Here is a 22,037-nt window from a genome sequence, read left to right on the forward strand (position 1 = left end):
CCGGACCACCATGCCGCGCGGGGCGGGCGTACGCCCTCGACCACCGCGCGTGCGGGACGGTCGTACCGCCGCGCACGTAGGACCCCCGACCGGGCTCACCGATGCCGGGCGGCCCGCGGCGGACGACGGCCGCCGGTCCGGTGGCTCCGGTCCCGTCCCGCGCCCGGGCAGCGGGTTCCGTCGGCCTGCTCAGCCGGCGGAGGCCGTGAGGTCGCCCCGGCGCGGCGCGGAAAAGCCCTCCAGGTCGGCCCGGGTGAGGCCGGTGAGCCGGGCGACCTCGGCGATGTCCAGCGCGCCGCAGTCCAGGCCGCGCAGCAGATGGCCGCTGAGGGCCTTGGCGGTGGCGGGCTCGTCCATCACGTCGCCGCCGGTCCGGTCGACGTAGCGGGCGAGGCGGGCGGCGGCCTGCTCGAATCCCTCGCGGTAGAAGGCGAACACAGCCGCGTACCGGGTGGGAAGGTGGCCGGGATGCATGTCCCAGCCCTGGTAGTAGGCGCGCGCCAGGGCGCGGCGGGTCAGGCCGTAGTGCAGCCGCCAGGCGTCGTGCACCTTCTCGGTCGGGCCGACGGGGAGCACGTTGGTGGAGCCGTCCGAGACGCGTACGCCGGTGCCCGCGGCGGCGACCTGCATGACCGCCTTGGCGTGGTCGGCGGCGGGGTGGTCGCTCGCCTGGTGGGCGGCGGAGACGCCGAGGCAGGCGCTGTAGTCGAAGGTGCCGTAGTGCAGGCCGGTGGCGCGGCCCTCGGCGGCCTGGATCATGCGGGCGACGGTGGCCGTGCCGTCGGCGGCGAGGATGGCCTGGCTGGTCTCGATCTGGATCTCGAAGCCGAGCCGTCCGGGCTCCAGTCCGTGGGCCCGCTCGAACGCTTCGAGCAGCCGGACCATCGCGGTGACCTGCTCCGGGTACGTCACCTTCGGCAGCGTCAGCAGCAGCCCGCCGGGCAGGCCGCCGGCCTCCATCAGGCCGGTGAGGAAGATGTCGAGGGTGCGAATGCCCCGGTCGCGGACCGCGGCCTCCAGGCACTTCATGCGGATGCCCGTGTACGGGGCCGTCGTGCCCTTCTCGTGCCCCTCGGCGATCAGGCGCGCCGCGCGGGCCGCGGCCCGGTCCTCCTCGGCGTCCGGGCGGGGGCCGTAGCCGTCCTCGAAGTCGACCCGCAGGTCCTCGACCGGTTCGCGTTCCAGCTTCGCGCGGACCCGGTCGTAGACGGGCGCGGCGAGGGCGTCGTCCAGGCCGAGCACGGCGGCGAAGGACGCGGCGTCGGGGGCGTGTTCGTCGAGCGCGGCGAGGGCGGCCTCGCCCCAGACGCGGACGGTGTCGGCGGCGAAGAGGTCGCCGGGGACGTAGACGGTGTGGACGGGCTGGCGGGTGCCGGGGTCACCGGGGTAGCGGCGCTCCAGCTCGGCGTCGACCGCCGCGAGGGAGGCGCTGATCTCCTCGCTGACGGCGCCCGAGAGGCTGGTCGCCACCTTTTCCTGCCGGCCCTGACCCATGCCACACCCTCCGTTTTCCACTCTACGGAATCAACAATCCGTTGAATGAAGTTATCCGTGGATCTTCCCGCGGGTCAACACCTCGGCGTCCGGGCGGCGCGGCCCACGGCACGGCCGAGGCCCCCGTGACCACGACGGTCACGGGGGCCTCGGCGGGTCCGGGTGTCCCGGACGTCCCGGCGGGGAGGATGATCAGCCCTTGCGCGCCTTGATCTCCTCGGTCAGCTGCGGGACGACGTCGAACAGGTCGCCGACGACGCCGTAGTCGACCAGGTCGAAGATCGGGGCCTCGGCGTCCTTGTTGACGGCCACGATCGTCTTCGAGGTCTGCATGCCGGCGCGGTGCTGGATCGCGCCGGAGATGCCGTTGGCGATGTAGAGCTGCGGCGAGACGGACTTGCCGGTCTGGCCGACCTGGTTGGTGTGCGGGTACCAGCCGGCGTCGACCGCGGCACGCGAGGCGCCGACGGCCGCGCCGAGGGAGTCGGCGAGCGCCTCGATGACCGAGAAGTTCTCCGCGCCGTTGACACCGCGGCCGCCGGAGACCACGATCGCGGCCTCGGTCAGCTCCGGACGGCCCGTCGACTCGCGCGGGGTGCGGCCGGTGACCTTGGTGCCGGTCGCCTGGTCGGAGAAGGAGACGGACAGGGCCTCGACCGCGCCCGCGGCCGGGGCGGCCTCGACGGCGGCCGAGTTCGGCTTGACCGTGATGACCGGGGTGCCCTTGGAGACACGCGACTTGGTGGTGAAGGACGCGGCGAACACCGACTGGGTGGCCACGGGGCCCTCGTCGCCGGCCTCGAGGTCGACGGCGTCGGTGATGATGCCGGAGCCGATGCGCAGCGCCAGACGGGCCGCGATCTCCTTGCCCTCGGCGGAGGACGGGACCAGCACGGCGGCCGGGGAGACGGCCTCGTGGGCGGCCTGCAGGGCGTCCACCTTCGGGACGACCAGGTAGTCGGCGTACTCGGACGCCTCGTGGGTGAGGACCTTCACCGCGCCGTGCTCGGCGAGCGCGGCGGCGGTGTCGGCGGCGCCGTTGCCCAGCGCGACGGCGACCGGCTCGCCGATGCGGCGGGCCAGGGTCAGCAGCTCCAGGGTGGGCTTGCGGACGGCACCGTCCACGTGGTCGACGTAGACGAGAACTTCAGCCATGGGATTGCTCTCCTGCGGATGTGCGAAGTCTGAGGGGCGGTCAGGGGAGGGAGCCGCTGGTGGGCTTCCGGCCCTTAGATGAACTTCTGGCTCGCGAGGAACTCAGCGAGCTGCTTGCCGCCCTCGCCCTCGTCCTTGACGATCGTGCCGGCCGTGCGGGCCGGACGCTCGGCCGCGGAGTCGACCTTCGTCCAGGCGCCCTCGAGACCGATCTCCTCGGCCTCGATCTCCAGGTCCTCCAGGTCCCAGGACTCCACCGGCTTCTTCTTGGCCGCCATGATGCCCTTGAAGGACGGGTAACGCGCCTCGCCCGACTGGTCGGTGACGGAGACGACGGCCGGGAGCTGGGCCTCCAGCCGCTCGGTGGCGGTGTCGCCGTCGCGGCGGCCCGTGACCGTACCGTCCTCGACGGAGACCTCGGACAGCAGCGTGACCTGCGGGACGCCCAGACGCTCGGCAACCAGCGCCGGCACGACGCCCATGGTGCCGTCGGTGGAGGCCATGCCGGAGACCACCAGGTCGTAGCCGGCCTTCTCGATCGCCTTGGCCAGGACCAGGGAGGTGCCGATGGCGTCCGTGCCGTGCAGGTCGTCGTCCTCGACATGGATCGCCTTGTCGGCGCCCATCGACAGGGCCTTGCGCAGCGCGTCCTTGGCGTCCTCGGGGCCCACCGTCAGGACGGTGACCTCGGCGTCGTCCGCGTTCTCCGCGATCTGCAGCGCCTGCTCGACCGCGTACTCGTCCAGCTCGGAGAGCAGACCGTCCACGTCGTCGCGGTCGACGGTCAGGTCATCGGCGAAGTGCCGGTCGCCAGTGGCGTCGGGCACGTACTTCACAGTGACAACGATCCTCAAGCTCACGCCGGCTCTCCTACTGCAATCGTCATTTCCAGGGCTGCCTTCTTGCAGGCAGCATAGGCGCCTCAAGCGGCCGATCCCGGCTGGGGCGACCAGGCGCTCCGACCGGAATATTACTCGTCAGTACACCCAGTTCATTCCCGCTAAGCAAGCGCTTTGAACTGTGACCTTCGCAACGCAGCGTAACCGGAACCCGACGGCCCCGCGGAAGGCGGAGCCGTCGGTCAGTCGCGCAGCCCGTGGAAACGCCCCTGGTGGTACAGCAGGGGGCGCCCGGCGCCGGCGGGATCACCGAGGACGACCTCGGCGACCACGATGCGGTGGTCCCCCGCCGGGACGCGTCCCACGATCCGGCAGACGAGCCAGGCGAGGACGTCGTCGAGGACGGGCACGCCCTCGGGGCCCTCGCGCCAGGCGGTGGCCGGGCCGAAGCGGTCGGCGCCGCTGCGGGCGAAGCGGGCGGCCAGTTCCCGCTGGTGCTCGCCGAGTATGTGCACGCCGACGCGGTCGGTGCCGGAGATCGCCGGCCAGCTGGAGCCGCCGGTGCCGATGCCGAAGGAGAGCAGCGGCGGGTCCGCGGAGACGGAGGTGAGGGAGGTCGCCGTGAAGCCGACCGGGCCGGCGTCGCCGAGGGCGGTGATGACCGCGACACCCGCCGCGTGCCGCCGGAAGACGGAGCGCAGCAGGTCGGGTGAGGCGGGCCGGACGGTGCCGAGGCCGGAGGTGGCCGACATGGAGTTGTCCTTCTGCTGAGGGGAACGTACGGGGCCGGAGCTGCTCAACGGCCCGGACAGCGCTCGCTCGCGGTGGGGGCGAGGGCCCCGGTCCGACGACGTCCGCATCCGTGGAGAAGGATTTCCGAGGGCATACGGTCAGGCTGACGAGAGCGGGTGAGCACCGTCAAGTTCGTCCCATCAGGTGGGAGATGTGTCACCGTCACCGGAACGGGCGTCACACCGCCTCCCCGAGGGCGGCGATGATGTCCGCCTTGCGCGGCTGACCGGCGGCGCGCCGCACCACCCGTCCGTCCGCGTCGAGCACGAGCACCGTGGGCGTCTTGAGGATGCCGAGCGCGCGCACCAGGTCCAGGCGAGCCTCCGCGTCGATCTCGACGTGGGCCACACCGGGGACCATGCCGGCGACCTCCCCGAGGATCCGGCGGGTGGCCCGGCACGGGGCGCAGAAGGCGCTGGAGAACTGCACCAGGGTGGCCCGCTCGCCGAGACCCTCGCCCAACTCGGCCGTACCGAGCCGTCCGCACTCGTCGCGCCCGCGCACCCGCACTCTCCCGTTCCGCCGCCGCGGCGGCACTCCGTGGGCGCTCGCCGCCGCGAGCACCGCCGTCCGGTCGTCTCCCACCTCAGCGTTGCCGAGGCCGCGGGGATTCCCGGCCCTCCGCACGAGTGTGCCCCGAGGAGTGCGGCGGGCTCGCCGGCCCCGCCGCGGGCGGACGCTGGGCCGACGTGACGAGGATCTCGCGCCGTGCGGGCACGTGGACTGGCTCCCCGGCCGTTATTGGGGCACGATCTGCGAGATGCCGTAAACCTACGGCTCCGTAACTTCCGCCGAGAACCCCTTTCCGCGGCAGAGAGAAGGGTCCGCCCCGCCCATGGCAGAGCTTGTCTACCGTCCCGTCATCGGTCTCGCCCGCACGATGTTCAAGGCGTGGGACCTCAAGATCGACTGCGCGGGTTCGGACAACATCCCGCGCTCGGGCGGCGCCGTGCTGGTGAGCAACCACATCAGCTATCTGGACTTCATCTTCAGCGGGCTGGCGGCCCTCCCGCAGAAGCGGCTGGTGCGCTTCATGGCGAAGGACTCCGTCTTCCGGCACCGGATCTCCGGCCCGCTGATGCGCGGCATGAAGCACATCCCGGTGGACCGCGCCCAGGGCGAGGCGGCCTTCGCCCACGCTCTCGACTCGCTGCGGTCCGGCGAGATCGTGGGGGTCTTCCCGGAGGCCACCATCTCGCAGTCCTTCACCCTCAAGGCCTTCAAGTCCGGCGCCGCCCGCCTGGCGCAGGAGGCGGGCGTCCCGCTGGTCCCGATGGCCGTGTGGGGCACCCAGCGGCTGTGGACCAAGGGCCATCCGCGCAACTTCAAGCGGAGCCACACCCCCATCACGATCCGGGTGGGCGAGGCCCTCGAGGCCACCCGCGACCAGTACGCGGGCGCCCTCACCCGCCGCCTGCGCGAGCGCGTGCAGGAAATGCTGGAGGCGGCGCAGCGCGCCTACCCGGCTCGCCCCAAGGGCGCCGACGACACCTGGTGGCTGCCCGCCCACCTGGGCGGGACGGCGCCCACGCCGGAGCAATTGCGCACGGCCCACTGACCCGCCGGCCTCCGGGCCTCACGGCGAACCGCACCCGGGGGGCCCGGTCCCCCGCCCTCCCGGAAGCCGCTACGACGCCGGGGGCCGGACCGTGATCCGCGCTCCCGGGCTGAACTTCTCCAGCAGTTCGGCCAGTTCGGCGGCCGCCGCCTCCACCTCGGCGACCGGCATCGGCGCCAGGCTCTCCAGCAGGAACAGCGCGGAGGCGGTCCGCTCGGTCAGGCGGGTGCGCGGGCCCTGGCGCCAGTTCCAGCGGCGGCAGGTCACGCCCGCCCCGTCGCACCAGACGACCTCGCCGGCGTCGGGGTGCTCGATGCTCTCCGCGCCGTCGGCGACGGTCACGAACTCCTCGTCGCCCGTGGCGCGCACCAGGCGCATCCCGCCCTGGATGCGGTCGAGGTCCTCGCCGCCGACCGGGACGAGGTGGGCGACGCTGACGGCGTTGTAGAGGTCGACGAGCGCGTTGATCCGCGGCAGGCCGGCCTCCGACAGCGCCCTCTTGGCGAGCGCCTCCGCGGAGTTGCGGGTGCGGGAGGGCTTGGCGCCGAACGCCGTGTACGCCGCGCGCCAGGCCGCCACATGCGGGTCCTCGTGCGGGGCACGGCCGTCCAGACGTACCGCGAGACGGCGCGCCGCGTCGTCCAGCAGCCCGGAAGAGGCCTCCGTGCTGGGACCGTTGACGAGGCCGTGCGCCTCGACGGCGACATGGGTGAAGCCGGGCGCGAGGGCGCGCACGTCGTCGGACACGGTCAGGGTGAGCGTCATCGCCTGCCTCAGAGTGCGGTGGGGAGCGTCTGCCGGAGCGCCGGCCGGTCGCGCGCGGCCCTGAGAGCCCCGAGCACCGCCGGATGAGGTTCAACGTACAGGACTGGATAGTCCACCTCATTGGACTTCCCGTCGGGAATCCAGGCCAGCCGCTCCCCCTCCAGGGAGAACCGGGCGTCGACGCCCGGCTTGTTGCCGCGGGGGTCCTGCCGGTGCCAGGCGCCGTGGAACCGCACGGCCACCAGGCCGTGCACGGCATGACCGTGGCCGCCGTCGTGCGCCAGCCGCTGGTAGCACAGGGCGGCCGGGATGTCCTCGGCGCGCAGCAGCGCGGCCAGCGCGTGCGCCTTGGCGTAGCAGGTCCCGGTGCGCTGCCGGAGGACGTCCGAGGCGCGCCAGGGGACGCGCGGATCCCCGCTGTCGGCGGAGTGCGGGATCGTGTCGCGCACGAACTCGAAGGCCGCCTGCGCATAGGCATACGAGTCGGCCGCCCGTCCGGCCAGACGGGCGGCCGCGTCGCGCACCACCGGATGATCGTGGTCGATGACCTCGTCGGCGGCCAGATAGGCGGAGAGGTCCGGGTCCTGCTGGATCAGCTGCATGCCCCGGGAGCATAGGAATGCGACCGACCGTCAGTCAATGACTTTTCGGGCGGTCGCATACCTATGCAGCATTGGCGACACCCACGGGTCGCAGGACCGCGTCGCTAGCGCGCCATCTCCTCCTTGAGCGCGGCGACGAACGCGTCCACGTCGTCCTCGGTGGTGTCGAAGGAGCACATCCACCGGACCACGCCGTCGGCCTCGTCCCAGAAGTAGAAGCGGAACCGCTTCTGCAGGCGTTCGCTCACGTCGTGCGGGAGGCGGGCGAAGACGCCGTTGGCCTGCACCGGGTAGAGGATCTCCACGCCGTGCACGGCGCGCACGCCCTCCGCCAGCCGCTGGGCCATCTCGTTGGCGTGGCGGGCGTTGCGCAGCCACAGGTCCTTGGCGAGCAGGGCCTCCAGCTGCACCGACACGAAGCGCATCTTGGAGGCGAGCTGCATGGACATCTTCCGCAGGTGCTTCATGTGCCGGACGGCGTCCTGGTTGATGACGACGACCGCCTCACCCAGCAGGGCACCGTTCTTCGTCCCGCCCAGCGAGAGGATGTCGACGCCGACCGCGTTGGTGAACGTCCGCATGGGGACGTTCAGCGAGGCCGCCGCGTTGGCGATCCGGGAGCCGTCCAGGTGCACCCGCATCCCGCGGGCGTGGGCGTGCTCGCAGATCGCGCGGATCTCCTCGGGCGTGTAGAGGGTGCCCAGCTCGGTGCTCTGGGTGATCGAGACCACCTGCGGCATGGCGCGGTGCTCGTCCTCCCAGCCGTACGCCTGCCGGTCGATCAGCTCGGGCGTGAGCTTGCCGTCCGGCGTGGGCACGGTGAGCAGCTTGAGGCCGCCCATCCGCTCCGGGGCGCCGCCCTCGTCGACGTTGATGTGCGCGCTCTCGGCGCAGATCACCGCGCCCCAGCGGTCGGTGACCGCCTGGAGCGCGACGACGTTGGCGCCGGTGCCGTTGAAGACCGGGAAGGCCTCGGCGGTGGCACCGAAGTGGCTGCGGATGATCCGCTGGAGGTTCTCGGTGTAGGCGTCCTCGCCGTACGCGACCTGGTGCCCGCCGTTGGCCACGGCCAGGGCAGCGAGCACCTCCGGGTGGACCCCGGCGTAGTTGTCGCTGGCGAAACCGCGGACCTCCGGGTCGTGATGGCGACGCGCGTCGGTCCTGGGAGGGTTCACGGCTTCTCGGTGAGCCACAGACGGTTTCCGTTCACTTCCGCGGCGGGCTTGTCCCAGACGCCTGCGATGGCCTCGGCGAGGTCCTTGACGTCCGTGAAGCCCGCGAACTTCGCGTTGGGGCGCTCGGCGCGCATCGCGTCGTGCACCAACGCCTTCACCACCAGGATCGCAGCCGCGGACGTCGGCCCCTCGGCGCCCTCGGCCTTCCCGGCCTTGCGGAAGTAGTCGGCCATGGCCAGCGTCCACGCCTCGGCCGCGGCCTTCGCCGCGGAGTAGGCCGCGTTGCCCGCGGTGGGCTTGCTCGCCCCCGCCGCGCTGATCAGGAGGTACCGGCCGCGGTCGCTGCGCTGCAGCGCCTCGTGGAAGGCGAGGGAGGTGTGCTGCACGGTCCGGATGAGCAGCTTCTCCAGCACCGACCAGTCGCTGAGGCTGGTCTTGGTGAAGGTCTCGCTGCCGCGCCAGCCGCCGACGAGGTGGACCAGGCCGTCCACCCGGCCGTAATCCTTCTCGATGTGCGCGGCCCAGTCGCGGGTGGACTGCAGGTCGAGCAGGTCGACCTTCTCACCGGTGACGGTGGCGCCGCCGGAGGCGTAGCGCGCCGCGTCGACGGCCTCCGCGAGCCGCTCCGGGTCGTTGTCCGAGCCGACGACGGTCGCGCCCGCCTCGGCGAGCCGCAGCAGCGTCGCCCGGCCGGCGGGTCCGCCCGCGCCGGCCACCGCGATCACCGCACCGCTCAGTGCCCCGTTTCCGTTCCCCACCATGTTCTCCTCCCGGGCAGTCTGGGCGCGGTCGCTCACGCGGCGATCCGCTCGGCGCCGTCCGCCGTGATGCCCTTGGTCGAGGCGATCACGTTCTTCAGCTTCTTGGACAGGGCCTCGTAGAACATGCTCAGCGGAAACTCGTCCGGAAGCACGTCGTCGACGAGCTTGCGCGGCGGCTGGGACAGGTCGAGGGCGTCGGGGCCCTTGGCCCACTTCGAACCCGGGTGCGGGGCGAGGTAGCCGGCGACCAGCTCGTAGCCCGCGAACCAGTGCACCAGCTTCGGGCGGTCGATGCCGTCGCGGTAGAGCTTCTCGATCTCGGCGCAGAGCTGGTTGGTGACCTGCGGGGCGCGCTGCCAGTCGATGAGGAGCTTGTTGTCCGTCCAGCGCACGACGTCGTGCTTGTGCAGGTAGGCGAAGAGCAGCTGGCCGCCGAGGCCGTCGTAGTTGCGCACGCGCTCGCCGGTGACCGGGAAGCGGAACATCCGGTCGAACAGCACCGCGTACTGCACGTCACGGGCCTGCGGGACGCCGTCGGCCTCCAGCTTCACGGCCTCCCTGAAGGCGGTGAGGTCGCAGCGCAGCTCCTCCAGGCCGTACATCCAGAACGGCTGGCGCTGCTTGATCATGAAGGGGTCGAACGGCAGGTCGCCGTGGCTGTGGGTGCGGTCGTGGACCATGTCCCAGAGCACGAAGGCCTCTTCGCAGCGCTTCTGGTCGTGCACCATGGCGGCGATGTCCTCGGGCAGCTCAAGACCCAGGATGTCGACGGCGGCGGCGGTCACCCGGCGGAAGCGGGCGGCCTCGCGGTCGCAGAAGATGCCACCCCAGGAGAACCGCTCCGGCGCCTCGCGCACGGCGATCGTCTCGGGGAAGAGCACGGCGGAGTTGGTGTCGTACCCGGCCGTGAAGTCCTCGAAGGTGATGCCGCAGAACAGCGGGTTGTCGTACCGGGTGCGCTCCAGCTCGGCCAGCCAGTCCGGCCAGACCATGCGCAGCACGACCGCCTCGAGATTGCGGTCCGGGTTGCCGTTCTGCGTGTACATCGGGAAGACCACGAGGTGCTGGAGGCCGTCCTCGCGGTGAGCGGCGGGCTGGAAGGCCAGCAGCGAGTCGAGGAAGTCCGGTACCTGGAAGCCTCCGTCGGCCCAGCGGCGCAGGTCCTTGACCAGGGCCTCGTGGTAGGCCACGTCGTGCGGAAGCAGCGGGGCCAGCTCCTCGACGGCCTGGACCACGCGGCGCACGGCGTCCTCGGCGGCCGCGCGCTCAGGCGCGCCCTCGGCCTCGAAGTCGATCGAGCCGTCCTTCGACTGCCATGGCCGGATCTGCTCCACGGCATCCTTGAGCACGGGCCACGCCAGGTGCTCCACCACCCTGGTCGCGGAAGGAACCTGCCCCTCCGAACCCGACTGCACAAGAATTTCCGTCATGTCCCATCCTCCACAGGAGAACCTCGCGTAAGAAGACCGTATACATACGAGCTTTCTCCCAGCAAGAGGGAACTCGGGAAATTATTCTGCTCACACCCTCCGTCACCGCTCATTTTCCTGCCGGAAGCCCGCACGGGCCCGCTTACCCTAGTCCATCCAGGTGATGCGCCCTGCCGAGCGTGATCTGATGCATTTCGGCCAAACCGGCGCCGGGCGCCGCGGTGGAGGTGGCTGCCGCGGCGGCGGTGGTGGTGACGGCAGGAAGGGCGGCGCCGGGTCGGGCGGTGGTCGGGGCGGTCAACCCCGCGGGGGACTCGCCCACCCCCGGGTGATCACCTCGCCCGGCACGGCCGGGCGCTGCCCCGCCCGTCACCCCACTGCCCCGTGTACGCGCGGGTCCATCGCCGGTCGGGGCCGTTAGGCTGCGGCACTGCCGCGTGGAGGACGTCCGTCCGGTCCGCGTGCGCGCCGAGCCGCCGTCGACGGAAGCGAGTTGAACCTTGAACTTCCTTACCATCGGTCACCGCGGAGTCATGGGTGTCGAGCCCGAGAACACCCTCCGTTCCTTCGTCGCCGCCCAGCAGGCCGGCCTCGACGCCATCGAACTCGATCTGCATCTGAGCAAGGACGGCGCGCTCGTCGTCATGCACGACGCGGAGGTCGACCGCACGACCGACGGAACCGGTCCGATCGCCGACAAGACCCTCGCCGAGCTGCGCTCCCTGGACGCCGGCCGCGGGGAGCGGATCCCGGTCTTCGAGGAGGTCCTGGAGGCGGTGCGGGCACCGCTGCAGGCCGAGATCAAGGACGTGGCCGCGGCGCGGGCGCTCGCCGAGGTCATGCACCGGCACGATCTGGTGTCCCGGGTCGAGGTCTCCTCGTTCCACGACGAGGCGATCGCCGAGATCGCCCGCCTGGTGCCCGGGGTACGCACCGCGCTCATCGCCGGCCGCTACGGCGCCGACGTCGTCGAGCGCGCCACCGCGGCCGGCGCCGCCACCGTCTGCCTCAACATCCGCCGGCTCACCCTGGAGGTCGTCGAGCAGGCGCGCAAGGCCGACCTGAGGATCATCGGCTGGGTGGTGAACACCCTGGACCACCTGCGGCTCGTCCGCGCCCTGGAGTTGGACGGGGCGACCACGGACTACCCGGAGATCAAGCGCACCGGCCGCTTCACGGCCTGAGGCACCGTGGCTCTAGGCGTGCCCTCCGGGCACGTCCTGGCCCAGCTCCTTGACCAGCAGCTCGAACTGGAGGTCGTCGCGCTGCGGGATGCCGAAGCGCTCGTCGCCGTACGGGAAGGGCGTCGTGATTCCCGTACGGCGGTAGCCGCGGCGCTCGTACCAGGCGATCAGGTCCTCGCGCACGGAGATCACGGTCATGTGCATCTCCCGCACGCCCCAGCTGACGCGGGCCTGACGCTCCGCCTCCGCGATGATCACCTTTCCGAGGCCCGCGCCCTGGAGCGCCGGGCTGACGGCGAACATGCCGAAGTACGCGTGGGCGCCGCGGTGCTCGAGCTGACAGCAGGCGACCACGCGGCCGTCCCGCTCGACCATCAGCAGCCGGCTGTCGGGCGACCTGATCACCGCGAGCACACCCTCCGGGTCGGTGCGCTGCCCCTGGAGGATGTCCGCCTCGGTGGTCCAGCCGGCCCGGCTGGCGTCCCCGCGGTACGCCGACTCGATCAGCGCCACCAGGACGTCGACGTCGGCGTCGGTGGCATCGCGGAAGGTGAGTCCGGTGACAGCGGTGTCCATGGGGTGCCTTTCGGTCTTCCTGGCGCGGCTGCGCGGTGACGAGGGTAACCCGGCCACTAGGGTGCGGATGCATGGTGCATGTACTCAGCAGCCGGATCCTGCTCCGCCCCACGGACCCCGAGCGCTCCCGCGCCTTCTACGGCGAGCAGCTCGGCCTCGCCGTCTACCGCGAGTTCGGCACGGGCGCGGAGCGCGGCACCGTCTACTTCCTCGGCGGGGGCTTCCTGGAGGTGTCGGGCCGCTCCGACACCCCGCCGTCGCCGGCCGTGCGGCTGTGGCTCCAGGTCGCGGACGTGACCGCGGCCCACGACGAGCTGCGGGCCCGGGGCGTGCCGATCGTGCGTCCGCCGGTGCGGGAGCCGTGGGGACTGGTCGAGATGTGGATCGAGGACCCGGACGGCACGCCCGTCGTGCTGGTGGAGGTGCCGTCCGATCATCCGATGCGGTACCGGCCGGGCATCTGAAGCGCAGCCCGCGGCAGGACGCGAGGGGCGGCTCACGCCAGGGGACGAAGGCGGCTGTCCCCGGGTGCGGACGCGGTCTCGGGGCGATTCCGGCACGATCCGCGCGGACCTCCGGCATCGGCTCCGGGCACGTACGGCTCCGGCTGGCCGCGGTCGGTGACCAGGGCTAGCGTGCTGATGGGAGCGGCCTTTCCGGAGGAGTGCCATGAAGTTCGACAAGCCGGTGATCGGCGGGCCCTGCTGGGCGGAGCTCGGTACCAGCGATCTGGAGGCGGCCAAGCGGTTCTACACGGCGGTGTTCGGCTGGCGCACACAGACCGCCCTGCGCGCGGAGGCGGGCGGCTACACCATGGCGCGCCTCGGGAACTCGCTGGTCGCCGCCATCATCCCGCGGTACCAGGAGTCGCAGCCGGTGGCGTGGAACGTCTCGTTCGCCGTAGCGGACGCCGACGAGGTGGCGAACAAGGTGATGGACGCCGGCGGGACGGTGATCCAGGGGCCGGTGGACGTGTTCGACGAGGGCCGCTTCGTGGTCGCGCTGGATACGTGCGGTGCCGCCTTCCAGATGTGGCAGGCGCGGGACTTCACCGGTGCCGAGGTGTTCAACGAGCCCGGTTCGCTGGGCTGGGTGGAGCTCGCGACCCGCAATGTGGAGCGGGCGCGGGACTTCTACACGACCGTGTTCGGCTGGAGCGTCAACGCCTCGGAGTGGTACACGCAGTGGGACCTGCACGGCGGGGAGTTCGGCGGCGTACGGGCCCTGGGCGACCGTGTCCCGGCCGACGTGCCGCCGCACTGGCTGCCGTACTTCGCAGTCGAGGACGTGGACGCGACGACGGAGATCGCGCAGCGGGAGGGCGCCAAGGCCCTGCTGGAGCCGACCGCCGAGGGGGACGGCCCGCGCATCGCGCTGCTGCGGGACCCGCAGGGCGCGGCCTTCGGCATCTACCAGGCCCGGGAGGAGACCGGGGCGGGCCGGGACGGAGACTGACGCGGACGCACCGGCGCGAGGGGCCGGGGCACGGCCCGGCACCCACCCGGCGGTGCGAGGGGGACGAGCCGTACCGGTTCAGCCCCTCCCCGCGCCCGGACTGCCCTCCAGCCGGCCCAGCAGGTCCCCCAGGAGACCGGCGAGTTCGTCGCGCTCTCCGGTCTCCAGCCCGGCCAGGACGTCTCGTTCGTAGGCGAGCTGCTCGGGCAGGACGCCGTCGACGAGTTCCCGTCCGGTGTCGGTGAGGCGGAGGTGGGCGACGCGCCGGTCGCGGGTGTCGCCGCGGCGCTCCACCAGGCCCCGCTCGGTCAGCTGCTTGAGGCGCTTGGTGACGGCGGCGCCCGAGGAGAACGTCTCCCGGGCCAGTTCGCTGGGGGTGAGTTCGTCCCCGGTGCGGCGCAGCGCACCCAGCAGGTCGAACTCGGGCCGGCTCAGCCCCGCCCGGCGCAACGGCGCGTCCTCGGCCTGCTGGAGCAGGGCGGCGCAGCGGTTGATCCGGCCGATGATCTCCATGGGGGCGGTGTCCAGGTCGGGATGGACGGCCCGCCACTGCCGCACGACGGCGGCCACGGTGTCGCCCCCGCCGACGGTGCTGCCGCCCCGCTCTCCTCCGCCCGGCGTCCCCTGGACGGCCCCCACGGTGACGTCCTCGCTCCTGCCCGGCGCCGTCCCCCGGCCCCCCGCTTCCGCGTCCGCGGCGCCCGTTCCCGCCCCCTGCCCCCGGGGCGCGCCCGCGCCCGGCGGGTTGTCGTCCGTCGGCCGTCCGTCGGTCCCCGTCATGGCCGTACGTCCTCCGTCGTCATGTCCGTGCCCGCCCGGGTGTGCAGGCCCTGGCGTCGTGCCGTCGCGGCGAGCGTACGGTGTCCGGACTGCTCGGTGAGCACGACCCGCTCGTGCGGCAGGGCGCGCTGCCACCACTCGCCGGACGCGGCGTCGACGGTGGCGCGCAGTTCCACCAGCGTGGCGGCCAGGCCCCGGCGGGCGGCCTCCAGCGCGGCGGGCGCGGGACGCGGTTCGGCGAGCAGGCGGGCGGCCCGTTCGCGCGCCCGGTCGACGGCCGTCAGCGCGTGCTCGACGCGGTCGCCGGCCCGCCGGTTGGTGACGGCGACGGCGGCCGCGAAGCCGGCCAGGGCTCCGACGAGGGTGTCCAGTGCCCGCTGGGTGATCAGTTCACCGGGCTGCTGGTAGCCGGCGAACTCGGTGATGAGCAGCGCCATCGGGGTCACACAGACGCTGCCGAGCCAGTAGTTGCGGCCGATGACGGCCTCGGCGCCGAAGTTGAGCGCCAGGCAGCACAGGACCAGGGCCGCCGGGCCGAGGTGCGCGAGCGGGGCGATCGCGGCGAAGGCGAGGATGCCGACGAGGTTGCCGACGACGCGCTGGACGCCCCGGCTCCAGGTGAGGGTGAGGTTGGCCTGGTAGAGGGAGGCGGCGGTGACCAGGGCCCAGTAGGGGCGGCCGACGCCGAGGGCGAGGGAGACGTACCCCGCGAGCGCGCAGCCGAGGGCGGTGCGGACGGCGATCGGGGCGAGCGGGCCGAGCCGGCTCCACCACGGCCGGTGCGGGGCGCCGGCCTCGGCGTCGACACCGAGCAGCTCGTCGGCAGCGGACCGCGACTCGGCGGCCCGGGGAACCGGGCCGCGGCCGCACAGCTCACGGGCCCAGGTCCGCAGCCGCTCGGGTTCCGTGTCCGCGGGCGCGGCGAGCGCGACCTCGGCGCGTACCAGGAGCCGTCCGAGCGCGTGCCGGGGCGTGGCACGGGCACCGGTGGACAGCAGCGTCTGCCAGGCGGCCTGGACGGCGGCGGCCGCGGTGGCACGGGCCCGGGCACGGTCAGCACCGGTGCCGCGCGTGGCGGCGTAGGCGGCCGCAGCGTGGAGCGCGTTCGCGGTGGCGCGGCGCTCGGGCCCGTGCGGACGCAGGAGCCCGGGCGCCATGCCGACCAGCCAGGCCCAGGAGCCCGCCGCGAGGGCCAGCGCCAGATGACCGGGCACCTGGCCGAGGGTCTGCGGGACGAACAGCGAGGCGGAGCTGATGAAGGTGAGGACGACGTTGCCGGGCGGTCCGATGCGGGTCGCGTCGCACACCACCTTCTGCGCGGCGGCCAGGACGGCGCCGACGGCGACCAGGACGACCGCGTCGCGGGTGAGCGAGGCGGCGAGCAGGCAGAGGGCCAGGCCGCCGACCATCCCGATCACGACCCAGGCCAGCGCTCGGGCCCGGGCCGCGTAGGGACGGTTGTGGGCGTACAGGGCGCAGAGCGATCCGGCCATCGTGTACATGGCCAGGTCGAGCCGGCCGAGGGCGAGCAGGGTCAGGTTGGGCGGTGCGACCGAGGCGACCACGCTCAGCGCAGGCTTGAACCAGATGTCGGAGGGGCGGCCGAGGCGCAGCACGCCGGTGAGCGGCAGCCGCCGGACGCGCGGGGTCGAGGGGGTGGGGGTCGCACTGCTCATGCCCATAAGCTTAACAGGTGTTTTATTTGTAAATCACCTTGGGTGTGCGGGCGTGACCTGCCGTACTCCCCCGGGTGCCCCCCGTGTACACCCTTGCGCTCGCGTGCGCGCCGCGTGGCCCGGGCATCCCTCGACCGACCGGCCGGCCGCCCGCGCGGTGGACCGGCGGCACCGAACGGGGAGGTGGGGGGTGCACGGACCGGCTTCGCCCGGCTGGCTGTTGTTCGCGCTGTGCGCGGCGAGCGGGGCGTACTGCCTGCTGCGGACGCGCAGCGCCGTCGAGGAGCAGCGTCGTGCCGCAGGCGGCGAGGCGATGATGGGTTTCGGCATGGCCGCCATGGCCGTGCCCGCGGCGGTGTTCACACCGCCCGCGTGGACCTGGCCCGCCTGCGCGGTGGTGTTCGCCGGGGCCGCGCTGCGCGCGCTGTGGGCCGCCCGGACCGGCCCGCACCATCTGCACCACCTGGTCGGCACGCTGGCCATGGTCTACATGGCCGTCGTGATGGCCGGCCCGCCCGGCGCCCACCACCCCGCGCACGGCGGGTCCGGCCTCCCCCTGGTCACGGGCTCGCTGCTGCTGTACTTCGCGGGATACGTGCTGTGGTCGGGCGTGCGGCTCGTCCCCGCCGGGCCCGTCGCCCCGGGCGGCGCCGCCGTCGGGTGGGGCGATCGGCCGGAACTCGCGCGGGCGTGCCGGCTGTCGATGGGCATCGCCATGGTGGCGATGCTGCTGACCCTGTGAGACCGCTCCGAGCCGATCGACGGGCCGTGTGAGACCACTCCGAGCCGATCGACGGACCGTGGCCTGTGTCACTTTGCCGCGGGGAGACGTACCCGTGGGCGACGGGGCGCTCATAGGGTGCTCGCATGATGGTCCCCGCGGTGCTGTTGCTGCTCGGCGCGCTGGCCGCCGTCGCCGCTCCCCGACTGCTGGCGCGCGCCGACTGGACGGACCGTGAACCGGTGCTCGCGCTGTGGGCGTGGCAGTGCGTGGTGGCCGCCGTGCTCCTGTGCTGCGCCCTCTCGATGACGCTCAGCGCGGCGGCCGCCTGGCAGGCGGTGCGCGGCCATGTGTTCGGCACCGCCCCGCGTGCGGTCGTGGAGGCCTACGCGTTCGGCACGACCGGCCCGTGGGCGGCGACGACCGCGGTGGCGCTCGCCTGCGGCGGGCTGTGGAGCGCGGCCATGCTGGTCCGCGAGGTCGTACGGGCCCGGGCGCGGCGCCGGCTGCGCAGGGCCGAACTCCTCGTGCGCGCGCCGCGGTTGCCCGGCGAGGAGCCCGGGGGCGAGCGGCTCGTGGTGCTGGAGGGCGAACGGCCCGACGCCTGGTGGCTGCCGGGGACGCCGCCCCGGCTCGTGGTCACCACGGCAGCCCTGCGCCGCCTCAAGGGGCGGCAACTGGACGCCGTACTGGCGCACGAGCAGGGGCACGCGCAGGCGCGCCACGACTGGCTGCTGCACTGCTCGGCCGCGCTGGCGGGCGGGTTCCCGCGGGTGCCGGTGTTCGCCGCGTTCCGCGACGAGATGCACCGCCTGGTCGAGCTCGCCGCCGACGACATGGCCTCGCGCCGCTTCGGCCGGCTGACCACCGCGCTCGCGCTGGTCGAACTCAACGAGGACCGGGGTGTGTTCGGCCCCTGCCCCACCCCGCAGGCCCATGTTCCGCAGCGGGTGCACCGGCTGCTCACTCCCCCGGACCGGCTCACGGCGGGCCGCCGGCTGCGGCTGACCGCGGCGGCGTCGCTGGTGCCGGTGATTCCGGTGCTGGTGGCGCTGGTACCGGGCCTCAGGGCGCTCGGCTGACACCTCGGGGCGCCGGCGGCGGAAGGTCGGCCGGAGAAGCGCGGCACGGGGGCCGGCCGGCACGTTTCCCGCTCGGCCCAGCGGCGAGGATCGCATCATGCAGCCCATGCCTGTCGATTCCCCGCCCCGCACGACGGGCCGCCGTGCCGCGGGCCGCGGCGCGGCGGCCCTCGGTCTGTGCTCGGCGCTGCTGCTGATCCTGGTCGCGATCCGCTGGCACCCGCTGACGGCCGTGGACGGGAGCGTCGCCCGCACCACCCACCACTGGGCGGTGGAGGAGCGCGGCCTCACTCACGGGTTCCGCATCCTCACGGACTGGGTGTGGGACCCGCTGACGATGCGCCTGCTGGGCGTGGCGGTCGCGGTGTGGCTGGCGTGGCGCCGCTCGGCGTGGCGGACGGCCCTGTGGCTGGTCGCCGCCGGCGCTCTGGCCACGCTGGTGCAGCAGGGCCTGAAGACCGTGGTGGGCCGCCCCCGCCCGCGCTGGCCGGACCCGGTCGACTCCGCCCACTACGCGGCCTTCCCGTCCGGTCACGCGATGACCGCGACGGTGGTCTGCGGCCTGCTCCTGTGGCTGCTCCACCGCTTCGGCGCGGGGCGCGCCACGCGGCGCGCCGCGTGGGCCGTGGCCGCGGTCTCGGTGGTGGGCGTGGGCCTGACCCGGGTCTGGCTGGGGGTCCACTGGCTCTCGGACGTGGTGGGCGGCTGGCTGCTGGGCGCGACGGTGGTGGCCGCGGCGGTGACCGCCTACGACCGCTCATGGCCTGAACCCGCCCGCCACAGCCCACGCGGCTCTTAGGATCACCCCATGTCCGCCGTCCTCTTCGACTTCTCCGGGACCCTCTTCCGCGCGGAGTCCACCGAGTCCTGGCTGCGTGCGGTGCTGGACGAGACCGGACTTCCGCTCGAAGAAGGGGAGTTGCTCGGGTTGGCGCGGGCGCTCGACGAGGCCGGGGCGCTGCCGGGCGGGACCCCGCCGGCACGGCTGCCCGAGGAGGCCGCGGACACGTGGGAGATCCGGGACAGCAGCCCGGAGCTGCACCGGGCCGCCTACACCGCCCTCTCCCGTCAAGTGGCGCTGCCCGACCCGGCGTTGCACGACGCGCTGTACGACCGGCACATGACGCCGGACGCGTGGGCCCCGTACCCGGACGCGGCCGAGGTGCTGCGCGCGCTGCGCGGTCGCGGGATCGGCGTGGGCGTGGTCAGCAACATCGGCTGGGACCTGCGCCCGGTGTTCCGGGCACACGGCCTGGACGCCTACGTCGACGCGTACGTCCTGTCGTACGAGCACGGCGCCCAGAAGCCGGACCCGCGCCTGTTCGAGACCGCGTGCGCGGCACTCGGCGCGGCGCCTCGGGACGTGCTGATGGTCGGCGACAACCGGCGGGCGGACGGCGGTGCGGCGGCCCTCGGCTGCGCGGTGCACTTCGTGGACCCTCTGCCGGTGACCGAGCGGCCGGACGCGCTGCGGCCGGTGCTCGACCTGGTGGGCCGAACCGCCTGAGCCCGGACCGGTGCGACGGGCCGGCCGGGCGCCGGACCAGCGGCCGGACGCCGGACCAGCGGCCCGGAAAAGTAGCCTCAGGCGACCACTCGGGCGAAAGAACGCCCGCCTCGGACGATCCCCCGCGTCGCCCGAGGCGGGACGGCAGCACGAACGGACCCGCGAGGGGTCCCGTCCTGCTCCTGTTGAGTATAGTTGGCTGGCAGCCAGTCAACGCAGGAGTTACAGCATGTCCCCGCGCAGCGCCTCGGTCAATGAAGAGTTGCGGCGGCGTTCCCGGGAGCGGCTCCTGCAGGCGGCCGTGGAACTGGTCAACGATCGCGGGTACGACGCGACGACGCTCGGCGACATCGCGGACCGGGCGGGATCGGCGCGGGGCCTGGTGTCGTACTACTTCCCCGGCAAGCGCCAGCTCGTGCAGTCCGCGGTGCACCGGCTGATGCACCGCACGCTGGAGGAGGCGCTGGAGCGCCGGCCGCACACCGAGGACGGCCGGGAGCGGCTGGCCCGGACCATCGACGCGATCCTGGGCCTGGCCCGCGACCGGCCGGTGCTGATGCGCCAGCACATGGCGGGGATCCTGCAGGCCGAGGGCTTCGTCCAGTGCCCCGAGCAGCAGCGCCTGTCGCAGTTGCTGCGGGAGACCGTCGCCCGGCGGGGTTCCTGCGACGTCGACGCCGACTATCCGATGCTGCGCGCCCTGCTGATGGGGTCCGTGTACGCGGCCCTGGTGCCGGGGGCGCCGATGCCGGTGCCGGCGCTGCGGGCGGAGCTGTTCAAGCGCTACCGGCTCGACTGGAAGATGGGCTTCCCGGAGGACGCCGAGGCGCCCGGCGACACCTGCACGACCGACATCTCCCGCTTCTTCGCCACGGACGCCGCACACGTCACGGAGGCCGCGGACCGGAAGCCTGCCGGCCGGGCCGAGTAGCGCGCCGCCCCGCGGATCGGGCGCGACACGTGAGCGCCCCGGTGCGTGCACTCTCCCGGGGCGGGCCCGTCGGTGCCATGCTGGAGCCATCAGCGATCTCCTCCGATCCGCCGGGGTAAGGAGTTCCGCCGTGCTGCGTGTCGCCGTCGTCGGCTCGGGGCCGAGCGGGTGCTACACCGCCCAGGGCCTCGTCGAGCAGGACCCTTCCGTGCACGTCGACGTCCTCGACCGGCTGCCATGCCCGTACGGGCTGGTCCGCTACGGCGTGGCGCCCGACCACGAGAAGATCAAGTCCCTGCAGAACAACCTGCGCGCGGTCCTGGAGCACGAGCGGGTCCGGTTCCTCGGCGGGGTCCGCATCGGCGGCCCCGGCGGGCTGCCCGCCGCCCGGCTGCGGGAGCTGTACCACGCGGTGGTGTACTGCGTGGGCGCCGCGACCGACCGTCACCTCGGGATCCCGGGCGAGGAGCTGCCGGGCAGCTGGTCGGCGACCGAGTTCGTGTCCTGGTACAGCGCCCACCCCGACGCCGTGGAAGACGGATTCCTGCAGGGCGTGCGCACCGCGGTCGTGGTAGGTGTGGGCAACGTGGCCGTGGACGTCACCCGCATCCTGGCCCGGGGCCCGGCGGAGCTGACCGGCACCGACATGCCGCAGGCGGCGCTCAGCGCGCTGGCCGCGAGCCGGGTGACCGAGATCCACATGGTGGGCCGGCGCGGACCGTCGCAGGCCCGCTTCACCACCAAGGAGCTGCGCGAACTGGGCGCACTGCCGGACACCGAGGTCGTCGTCGATCCCGCGGAGCTGGCGCCGGACCCGGCGTACGCGGACCCGTCGGCGCTGCCCGCCGCCCAGCGCCGCAACGTGGAGGTGCTGCGCGGCTGGGCGGCCGCGCCGTCGAGGGAGGCCGCCCGCCGGATCCGGCTGCGCTTCCACCTCCGCCCCGTCCGGCTGCTCGCCGTGGACGGCCGCGTGGGCGCGGTGCGGTTCGAGCGGACGGCCCCGGACGGCCGCGGCGGCGTGACGGGGACCGGGCGGTTCGAGGACGTCGAGGCACAGCTCGTGCTGCGGTCGGTGGGCTATCGCGGGGTGCCCCTGGAGGGGCTGCCCTTCGACGCGGAGAGCGGCACGGTGCCGCACGCGCATGGGCGCGTGCTGCGCGACGGGTTGATCGCGCCGGGCGAGTACGTGGCCGGCTGGATCAAGCGCGGCCCGACGGGCGTCATCGGCACCAACCGCCCGTGCGCCAAGGAGACGGTGACCTCGCTGCTCACCGACGCGCCCGCGCTCGTACGGGGGCAGCTGCCCCCGGACCCCCTTCCGGCGCTGCGGGCCGCGGGGGTCGAGCCGGTGGAGTGGGCCGGATGGCAGGCCATCGAGCGGGCCGAGGCGGCGCTCGGCGCCTCGCTGGGGCGCGGTGTGGTCAAGCTGCCGGACTGGGAGTCCCTGCTCACGGCGGCGCGCACGGCGATCTGATCGAATCCGGGCTCCGGTGAGGTCGACCGGCTTCGAATGGGCATGACACAGACCGGCAACACTCCGGAAATCAACAAACT

Annotated in this window: 23 protein-coding genes; 10 read left to right on the forward strand and 13 right to left on the reverse strand. The window is 73.4% G+C overall.

Going from position 1 to position 22,037, the window contains the following annotated elements; genetic code table 11:
- Positions 1-189 precede the first annotated feature (189 nt).
- The 5 genes from ACIQ9G_RS21865 to ACIQ9G_RS21885 form a co-directional block, all read right to left on the reverse strand.
- Positions 190-1,494, reverse strand: coding sequence for a DUF6986 family protein (locus ACIQ9G_RS21865; protein WP_403612008.1), 1,305 nt, complete (start codon positions 1,492-1,494; stop codon positions 190-192).
- 192 nt (positions 1,495-1,686) lie between these two features.
- The gene (locus ACIQ9G_RS21870; protein WP_403612011.1) at positions 1,687-2,649 is read right to left on the reverse strand and encodes an electron transfer flavoprotein subunit alpha/FixB family protein; all 963 of its coding nucleotides are present in this window, start codon (positions 2,647-2,649) and stop codon (positions 1,687-1,689) included.
- Between the two features lie 74 nt (positions 2,650-2,723).
- Positions 2,724-3,509 (reverse strand): electron transfer flavoprotein subunit beta/FixA family protein, encoded by a 786-nt coding sequence (locus ACIQ9G_RS21875; protein WP_392193241.1) that lies wholly within the window; start codon positions 3,507-3,509, stop codon positions 2,724-2,726.
- A gap of 221 nt (positions 3,510-3,730) precedes the next feature.
- The gene (locus tag ACIQ9G_RS21880) at positions 3,731-4,240 is read right to left on the reverse strand and encodes a flavin reductase family protein (protein WP_403612014.1); all 510 of its coding nucleotides are present in this window, start codon (positions 4,238-4,240) and stop codon (positions 3,731-3,733) included.
- A 217-nt stretch (positions 4,241-4,457) separates the two neighbouring features.
- A complete protein-coding gene (locus ACIQ9G_RS21885; protein WP_403612016.1) occupies positions 4,458-4,865 on the reverse strand; it encodes a TlpA family protein disulfide reductase in 408 nt (135 codons plus the stop codon).
- A 250-nt stretch (positions 4,866-5,115) separates the two neighbouring features.
- Between ACIQ9G_RS21885 and ACIQ9G_RS21890 the strand changes: the two genes are divergently transcribed.
- Positions 5,116-5,838, forward strand: coding sequence for a lysophospholipid acyltransferase family protein (locus tag ACIQ9G_RS21890; protein ID WP_403612018.1), 723 nt, complete (start codon positions 5,116-5,118; stop codon positions 5,836-5,838).
- Between the two features lie 69 nt (positions 5,839-5,907).
- Here ACIQ9G_RS21890 and ACIQ9G_RS21895 read toward each other — a convergent pair whose 3' ends face one another.
- The 5 genes from ACIQ9G_RS21895 to ACIQ9G_RS21915 form a co-directional block, all read right to left on the reverse strand.
- Positions 5,908-6,603 carry a B3/4 domain-containing protein gene (locus ACIQ9G_RS21895; RefSeq protein WP_403612021.1) on the reverse strand — a complete coding sequence of 232 codons (696 nt, stop codon included), beginning with the start codon at positions 6,601-6,603 and terminating at the stop codon, positions 5,908-5,910.
- An 8-nt stretch (positions 6,604-6,611) separates the two neighbouring features.
- On the reverse strand, positions 6,612-7,205 hold the full coding sequence (locus ACIQ9G_RS21900; RefSeq protein ID WP_403612024.1) for a transglutaminase domain-containing protein: 594 nt from the start codon (positions 7,203-7,205) through the stop codon (positions 6,612-6,614).
- Positions 7,206-7,309: 104 nt separating this feature from the next.
- Positions 7,310-8,380: a threonine aldolase family protein gene (locus tag ACIQ9G_RS21905; RefSeq protein WP_403612027.1), complete on the reverse strand. Its 1,071-nt coding sequence runs from the start codon at positions 8,378-8,380 to the stop codon at positions 7,310-7,312.
- Positions 8,377-9,141 (reverse strand): SDR family NAD(P)-dependent oxidoreductase, encoded by a 765-nt coding sequence (locus ACIQ9G_RS21910; protein ID WP_403612029.1) that lies wholly within the window; start codon positions 9,139-9,141, stop codon positions 8,377-8,379. Before ACIQ9G_RS21910 ends, ACIQ9G_RS21905 begins: the two co-directional genes overlap by 4 nt.
- Positions 9,142-9,173: 32 nt before the next feature.
- Positions 9,174-10,571, reverse strand: a complete 1,398-nt coding sequence (locus ACIQ9G_RS21915) for a DUF6421 family protein (RefSeq protein ID WP_403612032.1) — start codon at positions 10,569-10,571, stop codon at positions 9,174-9,176.
- Between the two features lie 500 nt (positions 10,572-11,071).
- On the opposite strand from ACIQ9G_RS21915, the gene ACIQ9G_RS21920 reads away from it, so the two are divergent.
- Positions 11,072-11,755, forward strand: coding sequence for a glycerophosphodiester phosphodiesterase (locus tag ACIQ9G_RS21920; protein ID WP_403612035.1), 684 nt, complete (start codon positions 11,072-11,074; stop codon positions 11,753-11,755).
- Positions 11,756-11,767: 12 nt separating this feature from the next.
- Here ACIQ9G_RS21920 and ACIQ9G_RS21925 read toward each other — a convergent pair whose 3' ends face one another.
- Complete coding sequence (locus ACIQ9G_RS21925; RefSeq protein WP_403612037.1) at positions 11,768-12,331, reverse strand: GNAT family N-acetyltransferase; 564 nt, start codon at positions 12,329-12,331, stop codon at positions 11,768-11,770.
- 71 nt (positions 12,332-12,402) lie between these two features.
- Between ACIQ9G_RS21925 and ACIQ9G_RS21930 the strand changes: the two genes are divergently transcribed.
- Together ACIQ9G_RS21930 and ACIQ9G_RS21935 are read left to right on the forward strand one after the other, a co-directional pair.
- Positions 12,403-12,795 carry a VOC family protein gene (locus tag ACIQ9G_RS21930; protein ID WP_403612039.1) on the forward strand — a complete coding sequence of 131 codons (393 nt, stop codon included), beginning with the start codon at positions 12,403-12,405 and terminating at the stop codon, positions 12,793-12,795.
- A 205-nt stretch (positions 12,796-13,000) separates the two neighbouring features.
- Positions 13,001-13,786, forward strand: coding sequence for a VOC family protein (locus ACIQ9G_RS21935; RefSeq protein WP_403612040.1), 786 nt, complete (start codon positions 13,001-13,003; stop codon positions 13,784-13,786).
- 78 nt (positions 13,787-13,864) lie between these two features.
- On the opposite strand, the gene ACIQ9G_RS21940 is transcribed toward ACIQ9G_RS21935, so the two are convergent.
- Both ACIQ9G_RS21940 and ACIQ9G_RS21945 read right to left on the reverse strand, forming a co-directional pair.
- A complete protein-coding gene (locus tag ACIQ9G_RS21940; RefSeq protein ID WP_403612042.1) occupies positions 13,865-14,566 on the reverse strand; it encodes a MarR family winged helix-turn-helix transcriptional regulator in 702 nt (233 codons plus the stop codon).
- Positions 14,563-16,242, reverse strand: coding sequence for an FUSC family protein (locus ACIQ9G_RS21945; protein ID WP_403612045.1), 1,680 nt, complete (start codon positions 16,240-16,242; stop codon positions 14,563-14,565). Before ACIQ9G_RS21945 ends, ACIQ9G_RS21940 begins: the two co-directional genes overlap by 4 nt.
- 190 nt (positions 16,243-16,432) lie before the next feature.
- On the opposite strand from ACIQ9G_RS21945, the gene ACIQ9G_RS21950 reads away from it, so the two are divergent.
- The 6 genes from ACIQ9G_RS21950 (at position 16,433) to ACIQ9G_RS21975 (ending at position 21,957) form a co-directional block, all read left to right on the forward strand.
- The gene (locus ACIQ9G_RS21950) at positions 16,433-16,984 is read left to right on the forward strand and encodes a DUF5134 domain-containing protein (RefSeq protein ID WP_403612048.1); all 552 of its coding nucleotides are present in this window, start codon (positions 16,433-16,435) and stop codon (positions 16,982-16,984) included.
- Between the two features lie 125 nt (positions 16,985-17,109).
- Positions 17,110-18,045, forward strand: a complete 936-nt coding sequence (locus ACIQ9G_RS21955; protein ID WP_403612051.1) for a M56 family metallopeptidase — start codon at positions 17,110-17,112, stop codon at positions 18,043-18,045.
- A 97-nt stretch (positions 18,046-18,142) separates the two neighbouring features.
- Positions 18,143-18,844: a phosphatase PAP2 family protein gene (locus ACIQ9G_RS21960; RefSeq protein WP_403612053.1), complete on the forward strand. Its 702-nt coding sequence runs from the start codon at positions 18,143-18,145 to the stop codon at positions 18,842-18,844.
- A 9-nt stretch (positions 18,845-18,853) separates the two neighbouring features.
- Positions 18,854-19,552 carry an HAD family hydrolase gene (locus ACIQ9G_RS21965; protein WP_403612055.1) on the forward strand — a complete coding sequence of 233 codons (699 nt, stop codon included), beginning with the start codon at positions 18,854-18,856 and terminating at the stop codon, positions 19,550-19,552.
- 229 nt (positions 19,553-19,781) lie between these two features.
- On the forward strand, positions 19,782-20,483 hold the full coding sequence (locus tag ACIQ9G_RS21970; RefSeq protein WP_403612058.1) for a TetR/AcrR family transcriptional regulator: 702 nt from the start codon (positions 19,782-19,784) through the stop codon (positions 20,481-20,483).
- Positions 20,484-20,613: 130 nt separating this feature from the next.
- Complete coding sequence (locus ACIQ9G_RS21975) at positions 20,614-21,957, forward strand: FAD-dependent oxidoreductase (protein WP_403612060.1); 1,344 nt, start codon at positions 20,614-20,616, stop codon at positions 21,955-21,957.
- Positions 21,958-22,037: the final 80 nt, after the last annotated feature.

The organism is Streptomyces sp. NPDC096152, from assembly GCF_044763235.1.
Classification (GTDB): domain Bacteria; phylum Actinomycetota; class Actinomycetes; order Streptomycetales; family Streptomycetaceae; genus Streptomyces.

Excerpts from the sequence above, each read along its gene's own strand:
- ACIQ9G_RS21935 (WP_403612040.1), top strand. The coding sequence starts at position 13,001 with ATGAAGTTCGACAAGCCGGTGATCGGCGGGCCCTGCTGGGCGGAGCTC.
- ACIQ9G_RS21965 (WP_403612055.1), top strand. The coding sequence starts at position 18,854 with ATGTCCGCCGTCCTCTTCGACTTCTCCGGGACCCTCTTCCGCGCGGAG.
- ACIQ9G_RS21890 (WP_403612018.1), top strand. The coding sequence starts at position 5,116 with ATGGCAGAGCTTGTCTACCGTCCCGTCATCGGTCTCGCCCGCACGATG.
- ACIQ9G_RS21865 (WP_403612008.1), bottom strand. The coding sequence starts at position 1,494 with ATGGGTCAGGGCCGGCAGGAAAAGGTGGCGACCAGCCTCTCGGGCGCC.
- ACIQ9G_RS21895 (WP_403612021.1), bottom strand. The coding sequence starts at position 6,603 with ATGACGCTCACCCTGACCGTGTCCGACGACGTGCGCGCCCTCGCGCCC.
- ACIQ9G_RS21970 (WP_403612058.1), top strand. The coding sequence starts at position 19,782 with ATGTCCCCGCGCAGCGCCTCGGTCAATGAAGAGTTGCGGCGGCGTTCC.
- ACIQ9G_RS21925 (WP_403612037.1), bottom strand. The coding sequence starts at position 12,331 with ATGGACACCGCTGTCACCGGACTCACCTTCCGCGATGCCACCGACGCC.
- ACIQ9G_RS21940 (WP_403612042.1), bottom strand. The coding sequence starts at position 14,566 with ATGACGGGGACCGACGGACGGCCGACGGACGACAACCCGCCGGGCGCG.
- ACIQ9G_RS21930 (WP_403612039.1), top strand. The coding sequence starts at position 12,403 with ATGGTGCATGTACTCAGCAGCCGGATCCTGCTCCGCCCCACGGACCCC.
- ACIQ9G_RS21955 (WP_403612051.1), top strand. The coding sequence starts at position 17,110 with ATGATGGTCCCCGCGGTGCTGTTGCTGCTCGGCGCGCTGGCCGCCGTC.
- ACIQ9G_RS21880 (WP_403612014.1), bottom strand. The coding sequence starts at position 4,240 with ATGTCGGCCACCTCCGGCCTCGGCACCGTCCGGCCCGCCTCACCCGAC.
- ACIQ9G_RS21960 (WP_403612053.1), top strand. The coding sequence starts at position 18,143 with ATGCAGCCCATGCCTGTCGATTCCCCGCCCCGCACGACGGGCCGCCGT.
- ACIQ9G_RS21915 (WP_403612032.1), bottom strand. The coding sequence starts at position 10,571 with ATGACGGAAATTCTTGTGCAGTCGGGTTCGGAGGGGCAGGTTCCTTCC.
- ACIQ9G_RS21910 (WP_403612029.1), bottom strand. The coding sequence starts at position 9,141 with ATGGTGGGGAACGGAAACGGGGCACTGAGCGGTGCGGTGATCGCGGTG.
- ACIQ9G_RS21870 (WP_403612011.1), bottom strand. The coding sequence starts at position 2,649 with ATGGCTGAAGTTCTCGTCTACGTCGACCACGTGGACGGTGCCGTCCGC.
- ACIQ9G_RS21945 (WP_403612045.1), bottom strand. The coding sequence starts at position 16,242 with ATGAGCAGTGCGACCCCCACCCCCTCGACCCCGCGCGTCCGGCGGCTG.
- ACIQ9G_RS21900 (WP_403612024.1), bottom strand. The coding sequence starts at position 7,205 with ATGCAGCTGATCCAGCAGGACCCGGACCTCTCCGCCTATCTGGCCGCC.